Annotated in this window: 22 protein-coding genes; 10 read left to right on the top strand and 12 right to left on the bottom strand. The window is 44.0% G+C overall.

The window, feature by feature from the left end:
- Positions 1 to 171 precede the first annotated feature (171 nt).
- Positions 172 to 2,706, top strand: coding sequence for a TonB-dependent receptor domain-containing protein (locus IDJ76_RS08455; protein ID WP_191162738.1), 2,535 nt, complete (start codon positions 172 to 174; stop codon positions 2,704 to 2,706).
- A 124-nt stretch (positions 2,707 to 2,830) separates the two neighbouring features.
- Here IDJ76_RS08455 and IDJ76_RS08450 read toward each other — a convergent pair whose 3' ends face one another.
- The 6 genes from IDJ76_RS08450 to IDJ76_RS08425 all read right to left on the bottom strand — a co-directional run bounded on the left by IDJ76_RS08450 (position 2,831) and on the right by IDJ76_RS08425 (position 11,151).
- Positions 2,831 to 4,531 (bottom strand): M3 family oligoendopeptidase, encoded by a 1,701-nt coding sequence (locus IDJ76_RS08450; RefSeq protein ID WP_191162736.1) that lies wholly within the window; start codon positions 4,529 to 4,531, stop codon positions 2,831 to 2,833.
- A gap of 147 nt (positions 4,532 to 4,678) precedes the next feature.
- Positions 4,679 to 5,608 carry an NAD-dependent epimerase/dehydratase family protein gene (locus tag IDJ76_RS08445; protein ID WP_191162734.1) on the bottom strand — a complete coding sequence of 310 codons (930 nt, stop codon included), beginning with the start codon at positions 5,606 to 5,608 and terminating at the stop codon, positions 4,679 to 4,681.
- A gap of 448 nt (positions 5,609 to 6,056) precedes the next feature.
- Positions 6,057 to 6,665 carry a Crp/Fnr family transcriptional regulator gene (locus IDJ76_RS08440; RefSeq protein WP_191162732.1) on the bottom strand — a complete coding sequence of 203 codons (609 nt, stop codon included), beginning with the start codon at positions 6,663 to 6,665 and terminating at the stop codon, positions 6,057 to 6,059.
- Positions 6,653 to 7,507: a UbiA-like polyprenyltransferase gene (locus tag IDJ76_RS08435; protein ID WP_191162730.1), complete on the bottom strand. Its 855-nt coding sequence runs from the start codon at positions 7,505 to 7,507 to the stop codon at positions 6,653 to 6,655. The genes IDJ76_RS08440 and IDJ76_RS08435 overlap by 13 nt, the downstream gene beginning before the upstream one ends.
- A 157-nt stretch (positions 7,508 to 7,664) precedes the next feature.
- Entirely contained in the window at positions 7,665 to 8,294 is a 630-nt protein-coding gene (yihA, locus tag IDJ76_RS08430; RefSeq protein WP_191162728.1) for a ribosome biogenesis GTP-binding protein YihA/YsxC, read from the bottom strand.
- Positions 8,295 to 8,358: 64 nt separating this feature from the next.
- The gene (locus IDJ76_RS08425) at positions 8,359 to 11,151 is read right to left on the bottom strand and encodes an outer membrane beta-barrel protein (RefSeq protein ID WP_191162726.1); all 2,793 of its coding nucleotides are present in this window, start codon (positions 11,149 to 11,151) and stop codon (positions 8,359 to 8,361) included.
- A gap of 181 nt (positions 11,152 to 11,332) precedes the next feature.
- Between IDJ76_RS08425 and IDJ76_RS08420 the strand changes: the two genes are divergently transcribed.
- The gene (locus IDJ76_RS08420; protein WP_191162724.1) at positions 11,333 to 11,821 is read left to right on the top strand and encodes a VOC family protein; all 489 of its coding nucleotides are present in this window, start codon (positions 11,333 to 11,335) and stop codon (positions 11,819 to 11,821) included.
- A 2-nt stretch (positions 11,822 to 11,823) separates the two neighbouring features.
- On the opposite strand, the gene IDJ76_RS08415 is transcribed toward IDJ76_RS08420, so the two are convergent.
- Positions 11,824 to 12,732: a serine hydrolase gene (locus tag IDJ76_RS08415; protein WP_191162722.1), complete on the bottom strand. Its 909-nt coding sequence runs from the start codon at positions 12,730 to 12,732 to the stop codon at positions 11,824 to 11,826.
- 40 nt (positions 12,733 to 12,772) lie between these two features.
- Here IDJ76_RS08415 and IDJ76_RS08410 point away from each other — a divergent pair, with 40 nt between their 5' ends.
- From IDJ76_RS08410 to IDJ76_RS08390, 5 genes are read left to right on the top strand one after another with little or no spacing between them, the layout of a single operon-like run.
- Complete coding sequence (locus tag IDJ76_RS08410; RefSeq protein WP_191162720.1) at positions 12,773 to 13,012, top strand: DUF433 domain-containing protein; 240 nt, start codon at positions 12,773 to 12,775, stop codon at positions 13,010 to 13,012.
- Positions 12,996 to 13,319 (top strand): DUF5615 family PIN-like protein, encoded by a 324-nt coding sequence (locus IDJ76_RS08405; RefSeq protein ID WP_191162718.1) that lies wholly within the window; start codon positions 12,996 to 12,998, stop codon positions 13,317 to 13,319. The genes IDJ76_RS08410 and IDJ76_RS08405 overlap by 17 nt, the downstream gene beginning before the upstream one ends.
- Positions 13,320 to 13,348: 29 nt before the next feature.
- Positions 13,349 to 14,404 (top strand): tetraacyldisaccharide 4'-kinase, encoded by a 1,056-nt coding sequence (gene lpxK / locus IDJ76_RS08400; protein WP_191162716.1) that lies wholly within the window; start codon positions 13,349 to 13,351, stop codon positions 14,402 to 14,404.
- Positions 14,376 to 15,191 (top strand): purine-nucleoside phosphorylase, encoded by an 816-nt coding sequence (locus tag IDJ76_RS08395; protein WP_191162714.1) that lies wholly within the window; start codon positions 14,376 to 14,378, stop codon positions 15,189 to 15,191. The genes lpxK and IDJ76_RS08395 overlap by 29 nt, the downstream gene beginning before the upstream one ends.
- A gap of 44 nt (positions 15,192 to 15,235) precedes the next feature.
- Complete coding sequence (locus IDJ76_RS08390) at positions 15,236 to 17,281, top strand: putative porin (RefSeq protein WP_191162711.1); 2,046 nt, start codon at positions 15,236 to 15,238, stop codon at positions 17,279 to 17,281.
- Between the two features lie 106 nt (positions 17,282 to 17,387).
- Here the strand turns inward: IDJ76_RS08390 and IDJ76_RS08385 are convergent, their stop codons facing one another.
- On the bottom strand, positions 17,388 to 18,569 hold the full coding sequence (locus tag IDJ76_RS08385) for an asparagine synthetase B (protein WP_191163157.1): 1,182 nt from the start codon (positions 18,567 to 18,569) through the stop codon (positions 17,388 to 17,390).
- A gap of 190 nt (positions 18,570 to 18,759) precedes the next feature.
- Here IDJ76_RS08385 and IDJ76_RS08380 point away from each other — a divergent pair, with 190 nt between their 5' ends.
- The 3 genes from IDJ76_RS08380 to IDJ76_RS08370 all read left to right on the top strand — a co-directional run bounded on the left by IDJ76_RS08380 (position 18,760) and on the right by IDJ76_RS08370 (position 20,361).
- Complete coding sequence (locus IDJ76_RS08380; RefSeq protein WP_191162709.1) at positions 18,760 to 19,278, top strand: hypothetical protein; 519 nt, start codon at positions 18,760 to 18,762, stop codon at positions 19,276 to 19,278.
- Positions 19,279 to 19,348: 70 nt separating this feature from the next.
- On the top strand, positions 19,349 to 19,786 hold the full coding sequence (locus IDJ76_RS08375; protein WP_191162707.1) for a peptidylprolyl isomerase: 438 nt from the start codon (positions 19,349 to 19,351) through the stop codon (positions 19,784 to 19,786).
- Between the two features lie 65 nt (positions 19,787 to 19,851).
- Entirely contained in the window at positions 19,852 to 20,361 is a 510-nt protein-coding gene (locus IDJ76_RS08370) for a DUF5606 family protein (RefSeq protein WP_191162705.1), read from the top strand.
- Between the two features lie 692 nt (positions 20,362 to 21,053).
- Here IDJ76_RS08370 and IDJ76_RS08365 read toward each other — a convergent pair.
- The 4 genes from IDJ76_RS08365 to rlmH all read right to left on the bottom strand — a co-directional run bounded on the left by IDJ76_RS08365 (position 21,054) and on the right by rlmH (position 23,754).
- Positions 21,054 to 21,350, bottom strand: a complete 297-nt coding sequence (locus IDJ76_RS08365; RefSeq protein ID WP_191162703.1) for a GIY-YIG nuclease family protein — start codon at positions 21,348 to 21,350, stop codon at positions 21,054 to 21,056.
- 184 nt (positions 21,351 to 21,534) lie between these two features.
- Complete coding sequence (locus IDJ76_RS08360) at positions 21,535 to 21,957, bottom strand: Dabb family protein (protein ID WP_191162701.1); 423 nt, start codon at positions 21,955 to 21,957, stop codon at positions 21,535 to 21,537.
- A gap of 185 nt (positions 21,958 to 22,142) precedes the next feature.
- Positions 22,143 to 23,057 (bottom strand): cation diffusion facilitator family transporter, encoded by a 915-nt coding sequence (locus tag IDJ76_RS08355; RefSeq protein WP_224746253.1) that lies wholly within the window; start codon positions 23,055 to 23,057, stop codon positions 22,143 to 22,145.
- A 223-nt stretch (positions 23,058 to 23,280) separates the two neighbouring features.
- Positions 23,281 to 23,754, bottom strand: a complete 474-nt coding sequence (gene rlmH, locus IDJ76_RS08350; RefSeq protein ID WP_191162699.1) for a 23S rRNA (pseudouridine(1915)-N(3))-methyltransferase RlmH — start codon at positions 23,752 to 23,754, stop codon at positions 23,281 to 23,283.
- Between the last annotated feature and the right edge of the window lie 17 nt (positions 23,755 to 23,771).

Genomic DNA, 23,771 nt, shown 5'->3' with positions numbered 1-23,771 from the left:
AACATGATGGAAGGCTAATCTGAATTAGCCCTTATATAAGCTAACCAACCAGTACCTCTCAGTCGCCTTAGTGTAACATCTACATGACAGTTACAGATATTTTACATAAAACGATAATCGGGCTGTAACATTTTAGCCAATTTCGCCTCTTAATACCAAAATAACCAGAATATGAAACGATTACTACTTATAATTATAATTTTCTGTGCTACACTTTCTGCCAAAGCGCAATTTGGCGTGGGTGGTGGCTCATCTATCAAAGGCCGTATATCGGGTACCGTGATAGACTCACTGTCAAAAAAGCCGGTGGATTATGCAACCATCAGCTTATTTAAAAGCGGCGCAAAAACCCCTATCAACGGTGTATTGACAGACGATAAAGGAAACTTTAAGCTTGACAATATCAGCGCGGGCAGTTACAAGATCACCATATCTTTTATCGGCTACCCAACCAAAACTATAGACCCGGTTGTAACAACTGCATCTAAACCAGATAATAACATGGGTTCGGTAGTTATTGCACCAAGTGCACGTGCTTTAAAAGAAGTACAGATTGTTGGTACAGTACCGCTGATAGAAAACAAGATTGACAAGATCGTTTACAATGCCGAAAAGGATTTAACAGCAGCAGGCGGTAACGCGACAGACGTTTTGCAAAAAGTGCCTTTGGTATCGGTAGATATGAACGGCAACGTAGCCCTGCGCGGCGATCAGAACGTAAGGGTATTGATCAATGGCAGGCCATCGGGTGCAACATCGGCAAGCTTAAGTGATGTGTTGAAAACCATCCCTGCAGATCAGATCAAAAGTATTGAAGTGTTAACCTCACCGTCTGCTAAATATGATGCAGAAGGTTCGGGCGGTATCATCAACATCATCACTAAAACCAAAAATGCATCGGGCGTGAGCGGTAGTGTGAGCGGTGGTGTAGGTACCCGTCAAAACAACGGTAACATGAACTTTAATTATAATAAAAACCGTTTTAACTTCTCTGCCAACTTAGGCGGTAACGCAGGCTGGCCGCAAACGTCTTTTACAGAATTAAACCAAACGCTTACTGCACCTGGCGTGAGCCAACGCAACACCAACAGCTCGAGCAGCGAAATTAAACGCCATGGTATACGCGGATCTATCACAGCAGGCTATGAGTTTAATGGCTTTAATAGTATTAACAGCACACTGGCTTTAAATGACGGTGGTTTTAACAGGACCGGCGGCGGTAACTACAGTTTCGAAAATCTACTCGATCCTACAAAAAACCTGGTTTACACAGGTACAACTACTTCACGTAATAAATTCAGCGGGTTTGACTGGAACGTTGATTACACGCATAAATTCAAAAAAGAAGGCCATGAAATTGTGGTTTCGGGACAATGGAGCCATAGCATTATTAAAACCGACTATAGCAACTTATTCAGCGCGCTGTATCCTAACCAGGCGGGTAATAACAATGGTAAAAATAATGAGTATACCGCCCAGGCAGATTACACCTTACCGATCAGCAAAGTATTTAAGTTAGAAGCGGGTGGTAAAACTATCCAGAGACGCATTAACAGTTTATACGATATTTACGCGGTAAACTCAGACGGCAGCAACCCGATACTGGACAGGCAAAACTCAAACCTTTACGATTACAACCAAAACGTATACGCGGGTTACTCGGTATTTACCATCAACCTGCCTAAAAATTATGCGATATTAGCAGGTGCCCGATTTGAGAACACCCAAATTGAAGGTGACCCGCAAACGCCTTATGCAAGTGGCACTAACGCACAAACATTACAGCCATTCACCGCCAGCTATAACACTTATATCCCAAGTTTAACCCTGCAAAAGGTATTAGGTGCAAATACCATAAAACTATCATACAGCAAGCGTATCCAACGCCCAAGCCTGCAGGTTTTAAACCCGTTTATTGACCGTAGCAACCAGCAAAGCCAAACCGTAGGTAACCCTAACCTTGCGCCGGAAGTATCGCAAACGGTTGAGCTGAATTATAATGCATTCATTAAAAGCTCTGTGGTAAACGTATCTGCCTATTACAAACACACTGCCGATTTGATAGAAGGTATTGCCAGCCCGGTAAATGATAACGGTGTTGTAATTAACCGTACTGTTCAAAACAACGTTGCGGCAAACAATTCGCTTGGTGCAAGCTTCTTTGGGTCTATTAACCCTATTAAGGCCTTAACCATCCGCGCCAGCATCAACGTGTTTACCTACAACCCAAGTGTTTACGCGCAATATGCCAGCTTTATTAACCCCGATGCGTTAAAAACCAGGGTAATGTCTACCATGTTCGGTAGTGCAAGTGTAACCCTGCCTAAAAACTTTATAGTGGAGGCATTTGGTTTCTCTAACTCGGCCCGCAGAACCATACAAGGTTCGAGCCCGGCATTTGGTATCTATGCACTGGGCATCAAAAAACAATTCCTGGAAAAGAAAGCCTCTATCGGTTTCAATACCATACAGCCATTCGCGGTTGATAAATCATTTAACCAGGAAATCTCAAGCCCGGGCTTTACACAAAGCGTACGCACACGGATCCCGTTCCAATCATTCGGTGTAACGTTTAGCTACAGCTTTGGTAAAGTAAGCTTTGCGCCTGCTAACCCTAACAAGAAGAAGAAAGGCGTTAACAATGACGACGTTATACAAGGCGGCGATCAAACCGGTGGTGGTGCAGCCCCAGCCGGCGGTAGATAATAATTTAGAATCAAGATTCTAAGAATCAGGATTCAAGACAATTAAAAGGGCCTTCAGAATCATCTGAAGGCCCTTTCTTATTTTAAAAAGCAATCGTTAATTAATAACGTAACGATAGATCAGCTTAGATCTTTTCCATTTCGGCCTTTACAAATTCGGCCAGTTCTTTTACGTAGCCTGCGCTAAAATCAAATTTTACCCCGGCAGTTTCATAGATCTCTTTAATGGTTTTGGTGTAACCCAGTTTTAAGGCATCCATATATTGCTGCAGGCCTTTCTCCGGGTTTTCCTTATAGTTTTTCCAAACGGCAATGGCGCCTAACTGGGCCATACCGTACTCAATGTAGTAAAACGGAACCTCGAATATGTGCAGCTGTTTTTGCCACAGGTTTTGTTCAGCCTCCTTGTGTTCGCTCCAATCGGCAAAGCCTGCACCAAATGGTTCATAGATCTTTAACCAGGCTTCTGTACGCTCGGCGTCGGTATGATTGGGGTTGGTATAGATCCAATGCTGAAACTGGTCAACCACGGCTACCCAGGGCAGGGTTTTCAACACGTCAACTAACTGATCCCGTTTGGCACGCTTCAGATCCTCTTCGTTATCAAAGTAAACATCCCAGTTATCCATCGAAATCAACTCCATAGACATAGAGGCCAGCTCGGCCACCTCGCTTGGGCAATGTTTAAAATCGTTCAGTTCCAGGTCGGCAGTCAGGAAGGTATGCACCGCGTGGCCCCCTTCGTGTACCATAGTAGTAAGATCGCGGAAGGTATTTGCCGAATTCATGAAGATGAACGGCGCGCCGGTTTCAGAGAGCGGGTAGTTGTAGCCGCCCGGTGCTTTGCCTTTGCGGCTCTCCACATCAAACAGGTTATTTTCTTTCATGATCTCTAAACGCTCGCCCAGGTACCGGTTAATATTACTGAAGCACTGAATAGATTTTTCTACCAGTTCTGCACCGCTGTTGAAGGGCTTTAAGGCTGGTTTGCCTGACGGGTCGACATCCATATCCCAGGGTTTAAGCGAATCAACACCTAAAGCTGCTTTACGTTTTTCGGCCTGCTCGCGCAGGATGGGTACGATCTCAGTTTCAATCGCCGCATGGAAGGCGTAGCAATCCTGCGGGCTATAATCAAACCTGCCCAGCGCCTGGAACATGTAATCGCGGAAGTTCTCAAAACCTGCATTCAAAGCCACCTTATGGCGCAAGGCACGCAGGTGATCAAATAAGGTATCCAATATGGTTTTATCCTGCAGGCGGCGTTCGGTTATCTTTTCCCAAACTTCCTGACGTTTAGCGCGGTCGGTACCTTTTAAAAATACGGAGGCCTGCTCTAAAGTATACTCTTTATCATCGATATGTACCGACATAGCCCCGGTGATCGATTGATATTTTTGCTGCTCTACCTGAATCTCCGTCTGCAAAGGGATATTCTCCTCGCGGAAAAGCTCCAGCGATTTTTTAACCGCGCGCAGCATAATGTAGTATTTCTCCTCGCTCAACTGGCTTACAAATTCACTCTCTACCAGTTTTTTATTCAGGTCGTTATTGTAAGGAGCTGTTTTAGGTTCTATCTCGGTAGCAAAGTACTGGAAATTGGCCAGCAATTCTTCACTGTTGGTATCGCAGGTCATGCGGATGTATCGCCAGGCAAAATCCTCTTCCATGGCAGCCTGCAACTCGCTGCCATCTTTCAGCCATTTTTCCAGTTCTGCTACCGAGCCGATAGGGCGGGCAGATAATTCCTGGTAGATAGGTTCCAGCGTTTCCCATTTGATCTCCAGATCGGCGGGGATATATGTTCTTGTTTTTTTATGTATCATGTTTTTATTGATGTGCAGATATGCAAATGTGCAGATTATTTGAGAAGTCCGAAAGTCCGCAAGAAGGTAAGTGACAAAATGGTTAGTAAAACATAAAAGTCCGGAAGATAAATCTTCCGGACTTTCCGACTGCGGACCTCTTAGCTATTACTGTTTCTTATAAATTGTTTCCGCAACCTGTTTTAACCCATCCTCGTACGATGTTGGTTTAAAGTTAAAGGCCTTTTCAAACTTATCGCTGTTAAAAATATAATCGTGATCGTATTGGTAGTACATCTCTACCACGCCTCCAACGAATTTCTGGAACAAACCAATCGCCCATAGCATCCATTTCTTCAGGCTAAGATACGATGGTTTTACGCCGTAGATATTAGCAGCCAGTTCCAAAAACTCTTTACCCTTACGTGCCGGTGCAGTAGGCAAATGCCAGATCTGATTATCACTTTCAGGGGCTTGGCCCAACAGGTACATCGCGCGGCCGGCATCAGGTATATAGATATAATTGTGCAGTTTGTTAACATCGCCTATCCATTGTGCTGTTTGTTTTTTAGCATATTTATCCAGCACCATCATATCAAATGTACTATGCATATTGTCGGTGCCGTAAAAATCTGGCGCGCGGGCAATAGTCGCCTGGATGTTGCCGGCTTTAACTTCGTCCATGATCATATTGGCAATCATAGCCCTTACTTTTCCCTTTGCGCTTGTAGCGTTATAAGGTGTATCTTCTTTCATAAGGCCGTTAACCAAGCCATACATATAAACGTTATCAAAAAAGATAAACCGGGCTTTAGTTTCTTTCACTACGTTAATCACATTTTGCATCACCACAGGCCATTGCTCTTGCCACACTCTGGCATCGTAAACTAAACCGGCGCATAGGTAAATCACCTTTGACCCACGGGCTGCTTCCAGCACTTCGTTATAGTTGAGCAGGTCGGCTTTTTTCCAGCTGACGTTATCGGCTGTAATAGTTACCGGTTTACGGCTCACTAATCTTACAGTTTCGTTATGGTTGATTAATTCGCGGCTTAGTGCGTTGGCTACCGGGCCGCCTGCCCCTAATATTGTGTGCATCTTGTTTTCCTCCTTATTTGTATGAAACAAATGTAGGTGGTGGCTGATTAACAAAACGTTATCTTAAGATAAGAATTTGGGGTTGTTTTGCAGAGTAGTTAAAAAACGCATTCGCTTGGCTCCAGCCGAGTGACGACTATTTGTCGGCGTCCCGCCGACGGGATGAGGCGGCCGGAGGCCTAATAATACTTGTTACCCGGCTGCAGCCGAGCGACTGCTTGTGATTACCAGAACGTTATCTAAGATAAGAGTATTGGGTTATTTTGTGGAGTAGTTCAAAAACGCATTCGCTTGGCTCCAGCCGAGTGACGACTATTTGTCGGCGTCCCGCCGACAGGATGAGGCGGCCGGAGGCCTAATAATACTTGGTTACCCGGCTGGAGCCGAGCGACTGCTTGTGAAGTAGAGAACTTGAAAAAGTTATGAAATCCACCCTACCGGGGAGGATTTAGGAGGGGCTTAAAATCCTTTTCCTGATCCTGGATAATGATACCGGGGTTATGCCCAAAAAGTTGGCTATGTAATGTTGCGGCATTCGCTGTAAAACCTCGCGGCCTGTTTCTAATAATTTAAGGTAGCGCTCCTCGGGCGTTTGGGTGACAAAAGAAGCAACACGGTCTTCATAACAGATCAGGTAATGCTCGGCTATCAACCTTCCGAAACGTTCCATTTTGTAGGCCAACATGGGGTTAGCCAGCATCAGATCCATATTTTTTTTGGTGATGATTACAATTTGCGTTGGCTCCAGCGCCTGGATATAATTGATAGCAGGTGTTGCTGTCAGGAAGCTTTTATAAGAACTTGTAAATTCGTTCTCGAAGCTGAAGTAGCCCGTCACGTCATTCCCCTCAACCAAATGATAATACCGTACCGATCCTGTTAAAATAAAGCCGAAGTAATTGCAAACTTTACCTGCTTCGGCAAAATGCTGTTTCTTTTTATAGGTTTTAATTGAGATGTGCTGAATAAAGACGATCCACTCCGCCTCGTTAAAAACAATAAAGGGCGCAATACCCGCACGGAAAGCGGAAAGCTGCACATTTGTTATCTCATCCATACCCTATCCATCAAAAAGAAGGCGGCGAATACCACGCTGGCAATACCGTTAGTGGTCATAAATGCGATGTTCACTTTACTCAGATCGTTAGGTTTTACCAAAAGGTGCTGGTAGATAAGCATGGCGCAGAAGAATGCGATACCGATATAGTAAAGCAGGCCTACGTTGGTGTAAAACACGGGCATCAGCACAAAAAAAGCCGATAAAATGTGCAAAAAGGTAGATAACCTTAAAGCATTTACCTTACCCAGCCAGGCTGGGATGGAGTGAAGTTTTTCTTCGCGGTCAAAGTCTTCGTCCTGCAGGGCGTAAATGATATCAAACCCGCTTACCCAGCACAGTACAGAAAGCGAAAAGAATAACGGCGTAAGTGCAAAGGCACCTGTTACCACCAAATAGGCCCCGATAGGTGCTAATGATAAGCCTAACCCTAATACCATGTGGCAAAGCGCGGTAAACCTTTTAGTTGCACTATAACCCAGTACCACCAATAATGCCACCGGCGAAAGATAGAAGCAAAGCGGGTTAATAAACCAAGTTACCAATACAAACAACGCGCAATTGGTTAAGGTAAAGGTTAACGCTGCTGCCGGACTGATCCTGCCCGCAGGGATATCCCTTAATTTGGTACGCGGGTTCTTAGCATCGATATTGCGGTCGAGGTAGCGGTTAAAGGCCATTGCCGAGTTCCGCGCCAATACCATGCATAAAAGCATCATAACCAGCTTTTGCCATTCGAATTGATGATTGGTAGTGGTTACCGCCAAAAAAAAGCCGATAAAGGCAAACGGCATGGCAAATATGGTGTGGGAAAAGGTTACTAATGATAAATACTTTTTCATATATAAGCCCCCTTTTATGAGGGGTTAGGGTGTGTTCTAAAATATGTGTTCAACTTTCTTCATTCCCCTCTTGAGAGGGTTTGGGAGTAAGTTCTAAAATATGCGTTTTAAATTTCTTCATCCCCTCTTGAGAGGGGAAGTATGGTTTGTGCTCAATTTAACTATAACGTTCCTCGTTGTACTCAGGTACTTCAAATTGCTGGTTAATGTTGCTGATAAATGCCAATACTTCTTCCCGGCCCATCATATTGTCTGACGAGGTGATAAAAACCTGCGGCACTTCGTCAAACATATCCAGAATAGCCTTGCGGAACTTGGCAATATTCTGATCGGTTTTGATGCTCGATTGCTTATCGGCCTTGGTAAATATCAACACAAAAGGCAGGCCTTTTTCACCCAGCCAGCTGCAAAATTCAAGGTCTATTTTCTGCGGCTCCAGGCGGCTGTCTATCAGCACCATTACACATTGCAGGCTTTCGCGCTTATCCAGATAGGTTTGGATGAACTTATTCCAGTCGGCCTTTTTACTTTTTGATGCGCGGGCGTAACCATAACCGGGTAAATCAACAATGTACCAGGTCTCGTTCACATAAAAGTGATTGATCAGTTGTGTTTTGCCCGGGGTTTGTGATGTTTTAGCCAACCCCTTTTTTTGGGTAAGCATATTGATCAGCGACGATTTCCCAACGTTACTGCGGCCGATGAAAGCATATTCGGGCTTGGTAGGTGGCGGCAGTTTAGAAATCTGGGTATTACTGCAAATAAAGTCGGCTGATTTAATGATCATACTGCAAAGGTAGTGATTTGTAAATTAAGCAGGTAAAGCACCTCACCCGGTGAGTTTGCCCGGTTTACATCCTCCCGCTTGGAAAAATCATCGCCGGCCCGCTTTTCATTTGCTTATCATCGCTTTTAACTGTGGACTTTGTGAATTTGAATTGCAGGGTCAATAAAAAATACCGCCTGATAATCTGCGATTGGGTATCGGTAACGGAGTTTTGATTAATAGACCGATAGGTGTCGATGTTTTGGTTAAGCAAGTCATAACATGATAGTTTGATCTCGCCGCGGTCATTCTTCAGGAACTGGCGGGCAAGGCTCAGGTTAAGCAGGTTGCAGCTCTTTTGAAAACCGGCCGGTACCAGCGGGTTGTAGCTGTAATTATAGGTACCATCGATATTGGCTTTAAAAGGCATGTAAACGGTAAAGTGGGCGTTTACGTTATGGGTTAGGTATTTTTGATTATTGTAGTCGAAACCGGTATAGGTTGTATAAACCTGGTTAAGCGAATACGTGGGATCTATCTGGAAAATTTCCTTATATTCAAGCGAAAGATGCTCAGAGATAGTACCCCTGTATGAATCCTGGAAACCATCCATTCGGTTTAGCACAAAAAAATCGTGATTTTTTGATATATTAAAATTGGTGGTCAGGCTAAGTTTTAAGTCGCCTTCTTTCTTCACCTGCTTGTTAATGTAACCGCCTGCATTCAAATTATACCGGCCATCTCGGTTAATAGGGGTACTGGTCTCTACCAATTGCGCGTCGAGCGTACGCTGCCTGAAAACGCTGTTATGAGAGAAGCCTGCCGATGCGTTAAAGTTGTAACTAATACCTTTTTGGAAATTGTATTTTGAGTAGTTAAGATTGTAGCTTTCGCTTGTGGCGGGTTTTAGGTTGGGGTTACCGGTAACAGAGTATGACGGACTAAACACGACAGTGTAAGGCACCAGATCGCCAATGTTAGGCAGCGATGTGTATCGGTTATAACTTGCCGAAAAACCCTTCGCACTGAAGTTTATATTCGGCATAAAGAAAACAAATTGTTGGTCGAGATTGGCCGAGTTACGGCCAAACATATTGTTTACCTGTTGAAACTGTGTGTTAAAGTGCAGCCTGATCCTTGCATCCTTTGGCAGGTTAATAGTAACACCGGGGTTAATAGTCTGCATCCATCTATCGCGGTTAAGGTCGCTGCTTTTTTCGAGCAAAAAGCTATCATAAAGCCCGGTTACTGGGTTATAATCGTAAGTAGATATTTTATCTAAACTGTGCGTAAAGCTCCCCTGGGCGGTAAGATCTACCGTAACAGCTTTGGTTAAAGGATAGTTGATCCCTGATGATAAACTGACGTCGGTATTACGGCTGCGGGTATCGCCCAGTTGCCTGAATGAGTAGGATGGAAAAGCAGTTATATACGAGGTGAGGCTGGTGTTATCGTAATTAATATTGTTACGCGGGCTAATGGAAAAGCTATGATCGATATTGATTGAAGCGCCTTTCTTTTTGAGTTGTTTATTATAGTTGAATGATTGTGAAAAACTAAACGTATTACCGCTCGAACTGCCGGTGTTAGCGGAATTGTTTACCGGGTTTATAAAATTGCTGAAACTGTTCGCTGCGTTTGCCGTAGCCGAATTATTGCTATTAATATTTAAATACGGCGTGTACCTGATACGGGTTTTATCGTTTGGCTGCCAAACCACCGTACTACTTATCGAGTGCCCGTAATTATCATTATTCCGCTTAGTGGCCGAGTTGGTAAACAGTATAGTATCGGTCAGGAACTGTTGCCTCCTGGTAACAGAATTATATTCGCCTACATCGCTTTTATAAACATAAGCCAGGTTTATCTTTAACTTTTTGCCATAGTCGGTATTGATATTTACACCGGCGCTGGTGGCCTTTTGCCTGCCACTTCCACCCCCACCAAATGCCAAGCCTGCCCGTTGTATTGCCTCGCCCCCACGGTCCAACCCGCCAGAGGTATAAAGGTCATTAAAATCGAATCCTGTACTGTTCAAGTTATTTGACGAGCCCAATACGCTGATTTGTAAAGTATCCCTGAAAGAGTTCACCAATCCGCCGGCCTGGTAATGCTCGCTCGTACCCGCTCCGCCGTAGCCCTTACCGAAGATGCTTTTCTTGTACTTCTTTTTGAATTTCAGGTTGACAATCTTGTTCAGTTTTGCTTCGAGTACCAGGTGGTCGGGATCGTTGTCGCGGTCGTCATACACCTGGATCTTGTCTATCATATCGGCGTCGATGTTTTTGGTGGCCATCCGCGTATCGCCCGAAAAGAACTCGTGCCCGTCCACCAAAACCTTGCTCACGGCCTTGCCCATTACCGTAATGCTGCCATCGTTTGATACTTCCATGCCCGGCAGCTTTTTCAGCAGGTCTTCAACAACAGCATTCGGCCTCACTTTAAACGCCTCGGCATTAAATTCAATGGTGTCCTTTCGAATCACGATGGGCATCCGTTCGCCGGTTACGGTAACGGTGTTCAATTCTTTGATGTTCAGTTTGATCGTGCCAAGATCTACTACATCAGTCTTATCTGTCGTGATAATTTTTCGGTATTGCTGATAGGCCACAAAAGATATAAATACCTTAATAGGGATGCCCCTCGGAATATTATGCAGGTTAAAGGCACCCGCTTTATCTGTAATGGTGTAAGATAGCAGGGTGCCTGTAGTGTCGCGGTAATCTAAAATCGCCACCGTCGCAAATTCAATAGGTGTATTATTCAATGAGTCAATCACCCTGCCTTTAATTATTGCCTTTGCCTGAACCGTTTTTGTTTGCGCTTGCAGATTAAAACACACAAAAAGCAGCAGCGGCAGCAGTAGAATTTTAGACATGTAACAGGTGGGCTGTAATTATTCCTAAAAATGTGTAAAATATTTTGATAAAGGTCAATATGTTAACATCATAACTAATATTAACCATGTTGTTACAAAGCAAAAATTACAATTACTCTACATCAGCCATTGTGCAATATATGTTTAAACACATATATTTGTTTTATTAGTAAAATTGAAAATGGAAAGTTATAAAATACCCGCTCAAACCCGGATTGGCCATCTGCATTTAAAAGTGAGCGACCTGCAAAAGTCGATGGCTTTTTACTGCGACTTGCTGGGCTTTGAATTAGTGACCATGTACGGCGATCAAGCCGCTTTTGTATCAGCAGGTGGTTATCATCATCACATCGGGTTGAATACCTGGCAAAGTAAAGGTGCTTCCCCCGCTCCCGAATATGCACCGGGTTTGTACCATACCGCTATTTTATACCCTGAGCGTAAAGACCTGGCCGCGATTTTACAACGGCTGATAGACGCTAAGTATACGCTCAGCGGAGCAGCGGATCATGGCGTATCTGAAGCGATTTACCTGAACGACCCTGACGAGAATGGTGTAGAATTATACTGGGACCGCCCCAAAACAGACTGGCCGTTAGATGAGCAGGGCAACCTGACCATGTACACCCGGCAATTGGATATTCCCGGTTTGCTGGCCTTATTAAAATAGGCTTATTCGTTAGTCATGTATTTGTCTATCCCTGCGGCAGGTTTCCATTTGTCGCCGGGTTCAAAGTAATGATATAACAGTGCCGAGATCTTTTTGATCATTACGGATGCCTCATTATCGGCTGTCCAGCGCTGGTCTTTGTTATTGTTGGTCATAATGCTAAAAACGTAGTCGCCATGCGGGGCGTTAACTAACACGGTTTCAGATCTCGAAGCATCTACCGCACCCTGCTTGGAAAACACCTGTACATAGGGCGGGATCTGCGACAGTGCATTCTCGTCCCAATAGATGCGGTTAAGCGTTCGCTGCATACGCTCGCTTGCCGCCGGGCTCACCACTTTACCTTGTTTGATCAGGGTAAACAAGCGTGCCATTTCAAAAGGGGTTGCTACGCCCCATCCAAATATCTTCCGGATGTCTTCGCGCCCGGCCACTCTCGAATTTACCCGGAGTACTTTAAAGCCGTTGTCCTGCAGCCAGTTGTTTATGTACTTGCCATCAACCAGTTTTTGCAGCCAAAGGCTGGCCGTGTTATCGCTCATAGTTATCATCAGCATAGCTACCTTACTCAGCTGGATAGTGTCTTTATCTTTAAAAGAACCCAGGATATCCTCGCCGGCATATAACAACGAATCGCGGTAGACCAGTTTTTGATTGTATTTAAGCTCACCTTTTTCAATCTTATCCATCAGGCCGCTTAATATGCTCACCTTGATCATACTGGCCGTAGGAAACAGAGTATCGGCGTTTATAGCGGCTGTTTTACCCGTTTTTAAATTTTGCACATAAACACCAACCTGCCCGTTAAAACCTTTAACAGCGCTTTGCAATTCGGCGGTGAGTTTTTTATCAGTTTGGGCAAAGGCAGCGACTGTTATAAGCGAAAATAGAATGGCCAGGGTGTACTTCATGTGATTTTTATTGATAGCTAAAGTTATGTATCTTTATCTTATGGAAATTCAAAAAGTTATTAATATCGATAACGATGTTTTAAGCGGCCAACCTGTTTTCACAGGGACGCGGGTGCCTGTCGAATCTTTATTTGACCACTTAGAGGCCGGAGTTTCGTTGAATGAATTTTTAGAAGATTTCCCTTCTGTTGCTAAAGAGCAGGCAGTGGCCTTATTAGATATGGCCAACAAGATCGTTACTTCAAAAGATATTTTAAAGCTTTATGAAGCTGTTGCTTGACGAAAACCTCCCTAAAAAATTAAAACTCGACTTCGCCGAACACGAAATCTTTACCGTTGGAGATATGGGTTGGAACGGAATTCAAAATGGTGAACTCTTAAAATTGCTAATTCAAAATAATTTCGACGCGCTACTTACTTTCGATAAAAACTTACAGCATCAGCAAAATTTCAAAAAATACACCATTTTAGTTTTTGTACTAACTGCGCCAATTAATACCTATGCTGTTTTAACAACTTTAACCGTCAAAATTAAAGAGCATTTACTAAATGGCGTAGCCAACGGCCCGGTAATCATTATTTCATAAGTGCTGTTTTTCCTATCTTTGCACCTTCAATGAAATACTTGCGCCTCCTTTTATTACCGTTTTCAATAATTTACGGTTTAGTAACAACTATCCGCAACTTATTGTATAATGCCGGCATCTTTAAAAGCCGGGAATTCGACCTGCCGGTGATTAGTGTAGGTAACCTGGAGGTTGGCGGGGCCGGTAAAAGCCCTATGACGGAGTATCTTGTCGAATTACTAAAACCCGATCATAAATTAGCTACTTTAAGCCGGGGTTATGGCCGCAAAACAAAAGGATTTCTTACAGCAAACACAACCACTACTGCAGCTAAAGTTGGCGACGAACCCGCGCAATTCAAACATAAATTCCGGGATGTTACCGTTGCCGTTTGCGAAGACAGGGTGGCGGGAATAGAGCAATTGGTTGCTGATCATGAGGTGATCATTCTGGACGATGCCTTTCAGCACCGGGCTGTATTGCCTGGCTTGAGTATCTTACTTTTCGATTATAATAAATTGCAGGACCCGCATTTGGTACTGCCAGCCGGTAACCTGCGCGAGAGCTTTACGGGGCGTTGGCGATCTGACGTTATGGTGGTGACCAAATGCCCGCCAGATATAGATTTTGACAGCATGAACCGCGCCTATTACCGGGTGGAGCCCAACAATCACCAGCCGGTATTCTTTACTTCGATAAATTATCAGCCAATGACGGACCTTAGCGGTAATAAAATCGAGTTTGTAATCGACGCAGATACAGCAGTATTTTTACTTACCGGAATAGCTAACCCTACGCCATTAGTGCAGCATATCAAAACCTACACAGCACAGGTAATTCACCACAATTATCCCGATCATCATCAGTTTAGCTTAAAAAATATCAGTAAACTTGCCGGAGAGTTTACAGCCTGTAAATCACAAAAAAAGATCATCATCACAACAGAAAAGGATGCGCAGCGTTTAGGGGTACGTGAACTTGCTGCCGCCGTGGCCAAATTACCCATTTGGGTATTGCCTATAGGGGTGAGTTTTTTAAATGACGGTAAGCAGGAGTTTGACCAATTAGTTTTAAATTATGTTACAGAGTATACAGAACGCAACTAACTATATTAAAAGCCGTATTGGCGATTTTGTGCCCGAAGTAGGCATTATTTTAGGCACCGGCCTGGGTGCTCTGGTAAATGAAATTGAGGTTGAAAAACAGCTGATGTATAGTAATATTCCCGATTTCCCGATGTCGACACTGGAATTCCATTCCGGCAAGCTAATCTTCGGGACGCTGGGTGGTAAAAAGGTGGTAGCTATGCAAGGCCGCCTGCATTATTACGAGGGTTACACCATGCAGCAGATAACCCTGCCGGTGAGGGTGATGAAAATGCTGGGCATCAAAACTCTGCTCGTGTCAAACGCCAGCGGTTCGCTTAACCCTGATTTTAAAAAGGGCAGCCTGATGGTGATTGAAGATCACATTAACCTGCAGCCGTTAAACCCGTTGGTGGGCCGTAACGACGCCGAACTGGGCCCCCGCTTTCCGGATATGAGCGAGCCTTATCGTCATGATATGATAGATCAGGCTTTGCAAATAGCCGCCGCAAATAATATTACCTGCCACAAAGGCGTGTATGTTGCCGTTACCGGGCCTAACCTGGAAACCCGTGCTGAGTATCGCTATCTTAAAATAATAGGCGGTGATGCCGTAGGGATGAGCACCGTACCAGAAGTAATTGTGGCTAACCATATGGGCTTGCCGGTATTTGCCATATCGGTATTGACAGATGAAGGTTTCCCCGAAGAGTTAAAACCGGTTTCGGTAGAGGATATCCTGGCCGTAGCGCACGAGGCCGAACCTAAAATGACGATCATACTCAAAGAACTTATCGCAACGCTTTAATGGCGCAAAAGCTTAAATATTTACTATTGCTTTTAATCTGCGCTATGGCACAGGAGGGCTTGGCGCAGGTTTACCCCAACCAGCAGCAAAGCCAACCGGTTTACACACGTGATACGGTCAGGAACCAATCCCGGAAATCATCCGATAATCTGGACACCTTGCGCAAGCGCGAGGAGAACCGCAAAGATTCTATTGAGTTCAATTCCAAATACATTAAAATAACCAGCGAACGGTTGTTGAGCGATAGTACCCAGTTATTTCCGCTGGATACAGGTTTGGTAAATTTTGAGAATTACAGCGTACTATCGCAACCGCGTAACCCGAAAATTAGTTTAGGCTATCTTGGGGTTGCCCAGCGCGACCTGCTATTTAATCCCCGCAAAACTATTGGGTTTGATGAGGGACAGCACAGTTTAGACGCCTACCTGCTCAACCCGCAGGATATCAGTTATTTCAATGCTCGGGTACCTTATACACTTTTATCGTTATCCAGCACGATTGGCGGACTCAAAGAATCGCTATTTAAGGTACTGCATACGCAGAATGTTAAACCCAACTGGAATGTAGGTTTCATGATGAATTTTAACGGCTCGCGCGGTTTTTATGCAAGCAATAATATCCTGGCTCAAAATGTAAGTGATGTTAATGTGGCCTTATTTAGCTGGTACCATTCGGTTAACAAACGTTATAACTTACTAACCAACGTGATCTTTAACAATTTGAAAGCACCCGAAACGGGTTCGATACTCAATGATGACGTTTTTACGAGCGCACAGGGTTCGTTAGATAAGACTACAGAAAACGTGCGCCTGCGCAGCAGTTTCGAGAACTGGAAAAATGCCAGCATCTATCTTAAACAGATGTATTACATTGGCCGCATTGATAGTAACCGCAAGGCGAACGGCATTACAAGCGTACTGCCAACGCAACGTATCACCTATACTTTTAACTACGATTCGCGCAAGTATCACTATCTGCAGAACGATGTGGATACCTACAACGTATTCCCTGATTATTACTTTAGCGCTAACCGATCGCGCGATTCATTGAACGTGTTGCACCTGCAAAATGATTTTACTTATAGCTTTTATCTGCGCGGCAAATCGTTAAAGATGGTAAAGAACGAGTTGAAGCTTGACCTTGGCCTAACGCAGGATTTTTATAAATACAGCCAGTTTGTTAGCGACAGCGTGCTGAACGATGTGGGCCGTAAAGAGATGCGGCCGGTGAGGGTACAAAACTCAACCTTGCAAAACATTACACTCAAGGCTAGATTAGGTTACCGTTTCAGCGACAGGATCAACCTGGATGGCGACATCCGCCAGATTATCCAGGGGCGCAATTTTGGCGATCTGTTGTATGACGCCAAGCTAACCCTTGCAGGCGGCCGCAAAACGGGTAAGATCGTATTAGGTGCCTACCTGCAAAGCAGCTCGCCGGGGTTAGTGTACACCAATTGGATCTCCAACCATTATATTTTTAACAACAGCGGCTTCAGTAACCAAAAGATCACTAACCTGAGTTTTAATTATCAGAACGATGCGCTCAAACTCGACCTGAAGGCAGAGTATTTTTTGGTGACCGATTACCTGTATTTTAAATCGCAGCCCGGGGGAATTGATGCCACACCAACACAATATGCCCCGGCCATCAATATGCTGAAGGTAAGTGTGGGTAAAAATCTGGCATTCCGTAAATTCAATTTTGATAATTACGTGGTCTATCAAAAAACAGATAACAAAGATATCTTGCGTACGCCCGAGGTTTACACGTATAGCAGTTTGTATTACAACACCATGCTCTTTGTGCTGAAATCACAGATAGGTATGTCGGTACGATATAACACCGCTTATGTTGCCCCATCTTACGCCGTAGGCTTAGGCCAGTTTTACAATGGCAAGGATGTTACCTTCACTTCCTACCCTATTGCCAGCGTATTTTTTAAAGGAACGTTGCAACGCACCAATATTTTCTTACAGTATGATTATGCCAACCAGGGCTTGTTCAGTAAGGGATTTTACACAGTAAACCGTTACCCGCAAATGGATTCAGCCATTAAGTTCGGCGTAGCGTGGACATTTTATAATTAAGAATTTGGTGTGTGATTCTGGATCGGAGAGCGGACATTGATAGTACGTTTGCCCATCGCCACAGGCGCACCTAACACGCGCACCCCGCTCCTTTACAAACTTTTAATTACGTTTTCTGTTTCTTCTTCTTTGCTGCCGGGAAAAGCACATTGTTTAAGATCAGCCTGTAGCCGGGCGAGTTGGGGTGAAGTTTCAGGTCGGTTGGTGGGTCGCCTACCTGGTGCTGGTAATCTTCGGGGTCGTGGCCGCCGTAAAATGTCCACTGGCCCTTTCCATATTCGCCATGAATATAGCGGGCCTCGTTGCCGGTTTTCATTTCGCCCATAATAAGCACACCGGGTTTTAAACGGTTCTTGTTAAAAGCGGTGGTCAGCCCCATAAAGCCCTTCACCACTTTATCATGGTTTTGGGTAAGCATGCTGGGCACCACATCCCATTTGGCCGAAAAATCAAACAACGTAAAAAAATCGCGGGTACGCTCTACCTGCCTTGTTTGGTTTACATCGATATTGGCAAAGCTGTGCGAGGTAGGGTTCATATCCAGCGTAAAATTCTGGAAGGCGAAGGTGTTGCCAAAATCAAGTTTGGACTGCGCTGCAGGGTCGGCACCATCACCATCAAACATGGCTTCACAAATGTCTGTATTAGCGGCAGCCAGGGCGATATCAAAAGTGTCGGTACCGGAGCACATGGCAAACAGGAAACCGCCACCAGCGCAAAAATCGCGGATATGTTCAACCACTGCCAGCTTCATTTGCGATACTTTTTTAAACCCTAATTTATTAGCAGTAGCCTGTTGGGCCTTAACATCATCTACATACCATGGGGCGTAGCGATAGGCTCCGTAAAACTTGCTGAATTGCCCTGTAAAGTCCTCGTGGTGCAGGTGCAGCCAGTCGTATTTAGGCAAATCACCGCGGATCACTTCCTCATCATAAATCACATCATAAGGGATCTCGGCATATTTTAAAACCATGGTAACGGCATCGTCCCAGGGGAGTTTACTTTTTGGAGAGTAAACCGCCATTTTGGGTGCCTTTTCTAGTTTTACCAGATCCATATTGACGGATGGGTCACTTACTTCCGTCTCGATCTGGGTAACCTTTGCATCAGCAATTACTTCGTAACTCACCCCGCGGATCTTGCATTCTTCTTCCAGGGTTTTATTATATTTCATCATGAAACTGCCGCCGCGGTAGTTAAGTAACCAGTCGACCGTTTCGCCGTTTTTCAAAGTCCAGAAAGCGATACCGTAGGATTTCAGGTGGTCTTTTTGCTCCTCATCCATCGGGATCAGGATGGAGGCCGCTTTTAAGCCAAAAGGCAAAAGCAAAAAGGTAAAGAGCAGTAAGCTTTTAGGTAAAAGGTTAAAGGTAAAAGGCGAAAGGAGCTTCTTGAGAATATTCATGGCCGTTACCAAATGTAACGATTAATTGGAAATGGTATTATATTAGAGGCTCAAAGTTTAAACCAACACGATGGATAAATTTATAAGGGTATTTTTTTCGGTTTTATCATTATTAACGTTGTTATCATTTAGCGCCAGCGCTCAGGAGAAAGGTGATCCACCTCCTGCAATGCCGGGGTTGGAAATAAAGCGTTCGTACCTTATTAAACAAATGCAATCATCAGATAGCACATTAATATTTAAAGAAGTACCTAAAATTGATGGTGAAGAGAGTTATTTAGCTGTGGATAAGGATGGTAGTTCGATGCAATTTTTTGGTAAGGAAAACTATCTCAAAAAGGTTTCATTCACGTTTAAATTTACAACGTATAAAGATGTCAACCTGTTGCAATACAAAAGGATGTCATACTTTGCGTTTTTGATGGGCGGAGATAAATGTTTGAAATGGTTTGAACACTGCGCTGCCGAGTTTGTAAAAGATAAAACTAAGTTCTTTACCGATAAGGCAAATTTCGACTTTAACCGAAAGGGAGTTTATACTTACAATCCTGCTAATAAAGCAATGGTACTTACATTTATTGAATGGTAACCTTTATCCTTTCGCCTTTTACCTTTCGCCTCAAATCCTTACCTTTGCCAACTGTTTAAAATATAACAAAATGAGCAAAGCAATAATCAAAACCGAAAAAGGCGACATGACCGTTCAATTTTTTGACAAAGATGCGCCAAATACCGTAGCAAACTTTTTAGGTTTAGCTAAAACTGGTTTTTATGATAACGTAACTTTTCACCGTGTTATCCCTAATTTTATGGTACAGGGTGGCGACCCAACCGGTACCGGTGCAGGTGGCTCCGGCAAACGTATCGACTGTGAACTGACCGGCGATAACCAATATCACGACCGTGGTGTATTATCAATGGCACATGCGGGCCGCAACACCGGCAGCTCACAATTCTTTATTTGCCATAGCCGTGCAAACACCGCTCACTTAGACCGTAACCATACCGTTTTTGGTAAAGTGGTTGAGAACGTTGATGTTGTTGACGACATCCGCCAGGGCGATAAAATTTTAGGAATAGAGATCATAGAAGAATAAATTAAAGTTGATAGAGTTGGAATTGTTCAACCTTTACAACTCTTACAACTCTTATAACTAAATAGATGAATTTACAGGGAATTGTTGCAGTATCGGGTAAACCGGGTTTATGGAGGGCGCTTGCGCAAAACAAAACCGGTTATGTTTTAGAAAGCCTTGATGCGCAAAAAACGAAGCTGATAGCCAACCTTTCGACCGCTAAATTGGCGGCTTTGAACGAGATCACTATTTTTGGACTGGAAGACGATATTAAACTAACTGATGTTTTTGAGCGCATGAAAGCTGCCGATAGCATCCCTACCGGTAAGGAAGATGGCAAAAAGCTCCGCGAGTTTTTTTACACCGTAGCTGCCGACCATGATGAGGAGAAGGTTTATGCATCTGACATGAAGAAGATCATTACCTGGTTCAACCTGCTGAAAGAGTTGCCTTTATTTAACGAGGAAGCCCCATCGGCACCGATTGCTACAGAACAAGAAATATTAGCACCTGAACCTGTAAAGGAAGAAGTTGCAGCACCAGGCGCCGAAGCACCAAAAGCCAAATCGAAAAAAGCACCTGCAAAAAAAGCGTAAGTTTTTATTCTTTAGAAATATATTAAGCCCCGGTAGGATTGTCCTATCGGGGCTTTGTTTTTTATAAATAATACATTGTGAGGGGCGATAGCGACGTGGCAATCTTAGCATATCCATTTGTCCTATGAGATTGCCACGCTATCGCTCGCAAGGACATGATGGAAATTTAACAAAAAAAGGTGTCATCTCGAGGAGCGATAGCGACGTGGTAATCTTAGGATATCCATTTGTCCTATGAGATTGCCACGCTATCGCTCGCAGGGACATGATGGAAATTAAACGAGTAAAAAAAAAGTGTCATTGCGAGGGGCGATAGCGACGTGGCAATCTTAGCATATCCATTTGTCCTATGAGATTGCCACGCTATCGCTCGCAAGGACATGATGGAAATTTAACAAAAAAAGGTGTCATTGCGAGGAGCGATAGCGACGTGGCAATCTCAGCATACCCATTTGTCCAATAAGATCGCAGCACTATCGCTCGCAAGGACATAATGGAAATTTAACAAAAAAAAGGCGTCATTGCGAGGAGCGATAGCGACGTGGCAATCTCAGCATATCCGTTTGTCCTGTGAGATTGCCACGCTATCGCTCGCAAGGACATAATAGAAATTTAACAAAAAAAGGTGTCATTGCGAGGAGCGATAGCGACGTGGCAATCTCAGCATATCTAAGCGACAACAACATACAGATTCAATCGTACCAACCGTAACTTAAATCATTCCAATCTGGATTTTGACCAATAATAAGATCTGTTTTCTTTTTTCTCGAACCAGCTTTTATTTGTTTTTCGCGTGCGATGGCATCATCAACCCATTGAAAGGTTTCGAAGTAAACTAATTTACCACATTGATACTTCGCAGTAAAACCGGTTTTTATTTTTCCTTTATGTTCCAGCACCCGGTTTTTTAAATCGCTTGTAACCCCGGTATAATATACATTATTGGAGTTATTAGTGATTATGTAGACGCAATATTGATTAATCTGCATGCTTACTTATTGTATGCGTACCAATCCTATGAGATTGCCACGCTATCGCTCGCAAGGACATTGTTAGAGTTAAGGTGTAAATACGGCGTTATTCTAAGGTGCGACAGTGACATGGAGATCTCAGCATATCCGTTTGTCCTATGAGATTGCCACGCTATCGCTCGCAAGGACATAGTTTATCATTTTACGCGTCTACCGCATCATAAACAATTACCTTTTCCCAAAGGTGGCTATGGGTTTTTATAAACTCCTGGTGAATGGGGTGGTTTTGATAGGTGGCCTGCCCCGCCAGATCGGCAAAGAACATCACTTCAGATACACCCCAGCTGTTATCCACCACCTCGCGTTTTTCGGTACTGGCTACAACGCCTACGTGCAGCTCTTTTATGGTTGGGATCTTGCCCAATGATTTTACACCTGCAACCAGTTTGTCGCGATCTTCAATAGAACCGGGGTTTTTTAGCCAGAACAAGGCGTGGTGAACAATGGGATATCTGTTTGTCATGTTTGTAGTTTTTATTAGGGTTGGCATAGCCGATGCCACAACGGTGCCCGCGGCAACGGTAGTTGCGGTAGCAATAAATTTACGTCGGTTAGTGGTGCTCATGGATTGCTAAATTTATTGAAAATATTTACACTTTAAAGCCACGCGTCATTGCGAGGTACGAAGCAATCTCCCGATATGCCAAAGAGGATATGCAAGTTTAGAGATTGCTTCGTACCTCGCAATGACGCAATTTATTATTTTCAAGAAAGGCTCTTAAAAAGATACAACTCTGAAAAAATCCATACTTAACAATCCGGCTGCTCACATTTCTCGTCAGAAAACTCCGGTTCAAAAGTACTGTGACTGATGGAAAGATGCTCTAACCGGTGGCGCAGATCGTGCTTGATATCATCAAACATATTCATATTCTCGGGTTTGACTACCAGGTGGGCAGTCAGCGCGTTTTCGGTAGTACTTAGGGCCCAAACGTGCATATGATGGATGTCTACCACTCCTTTTGCCTTTAACAATTCGGCCTTGATCTTTTTTACGTCTATCTCTTTAGGTACGCCGTCCATTTCTAACCGGAGGCTGTCTTTCAGTAAATTCCAGGTACCCATCAAAATCACGATACCAATGATGATACTTACCGCACTGTCTATCCATGCCAGGCCGGTAAAGTAAATAACAACACCCGATATTACCACGCCTAAAGATACAATGGCATCAACAGCCATATGCAGGTAGGCACCTTTAACATTCAGGTCGCTTTCCTTATCTTTCACAAATAACCAGGCCGTAAAGCCGTTTACACCTATCCCCGCCAGGGCTACCCATGCAACCGTACCGCCTGCAATAGGCTCGGGGTGCATAAAACGGATCACTGCCTCGTAAATAATAAAGCCTACAGCAACTAACAAGATTACGGCGTTGAAGAACGACACGATGATGGTACTGCGTTTGTACCCGTAAGTGTATTGGCTGTTTGATTTTGCCTTAGCCAGTTTAAATGCCAGCAACGCCAACGCCAGCGATGCCACATCGCTCAGGTTATGCCCGGCATCTGTGAGTAATGACAATGATCCGCTCATCAAACCTGCAATCACCTCGATAATGACGAATGCCGAGTTTAACACAATGCCCCAGATAAAGGCAGCATTCAGATGGTCGAGTTTGGGTGTATGATCGTGATGGTGGCCGGAGTGGTCGTGACTGTGCATAATATGATGATGTGCAAATGTGCGGATATGCAAATGTGCGTAAAAAATGTGCAGATGTGCAAATATGCAGATTTCATATTGACTGGATATTCATTCTTTTCATCTGCACATCCGCACATCTAAAATCTGTAAAAAATGTGCAGATGTGCAAATATGCAGATTTCAAATTGACTGGATGTTCATTCCTATCATCCGCACATCCGCGCATTTAAAATCGGCATATCTATTGGTGATGATATGGCTCGCCCTTAATAATACTGAAGGCGCGATATAATTGCTCAGTAAAGAACAGGCGCACCATTTGGTGGGAAAAGGTCATGCGGCTTAGCGAGATCTTATCGTTAGCGCGCTGGTAAACCGAATCATCAAAACCATAGGGGCCGCCCACGACGAAGATCAAGTTCGCCGATGAGGTTACTGACCGCTTATTCAAATAGTTTGCAAACTGCACGGAGGTAAACTCGGTGCCATTCTCGTCCAGCAAGATCACATGATCCAACGGGGTAATTTTTTTCAAGATCAATTCTGCTTCCTTTGCTTTCTGCTGTTCTTCTGTAAGGGCCTTGGTATTTTTAAGTTCGGGGATCTCGGCCATTTCCAGTTTGGTGTAATGCTTTAACCGCTTTACATATTTTTCTATTCCCTCTTTCAGGTAAACATCTTCGGTTTTGCCAACAGTTATAAAAGTGATCTTCATAATTAAGGCGCAATTTA

It is taken from the genome of Mucilaginibacter glaciei, assembly GCF_014773245.1.
GTDB lineage: Bacteria > Bacteroidota > Bacteroidia > Sphingobacteriales > Sphingobacteriaceae > Mucilaginibacter > Mucilaginibacter glaciei.
The sequence above is the reverse complement of the archived record's forward strand: the minus strand, read 5'-3'. Positions and strand labels throughout refer to the sequence as shown.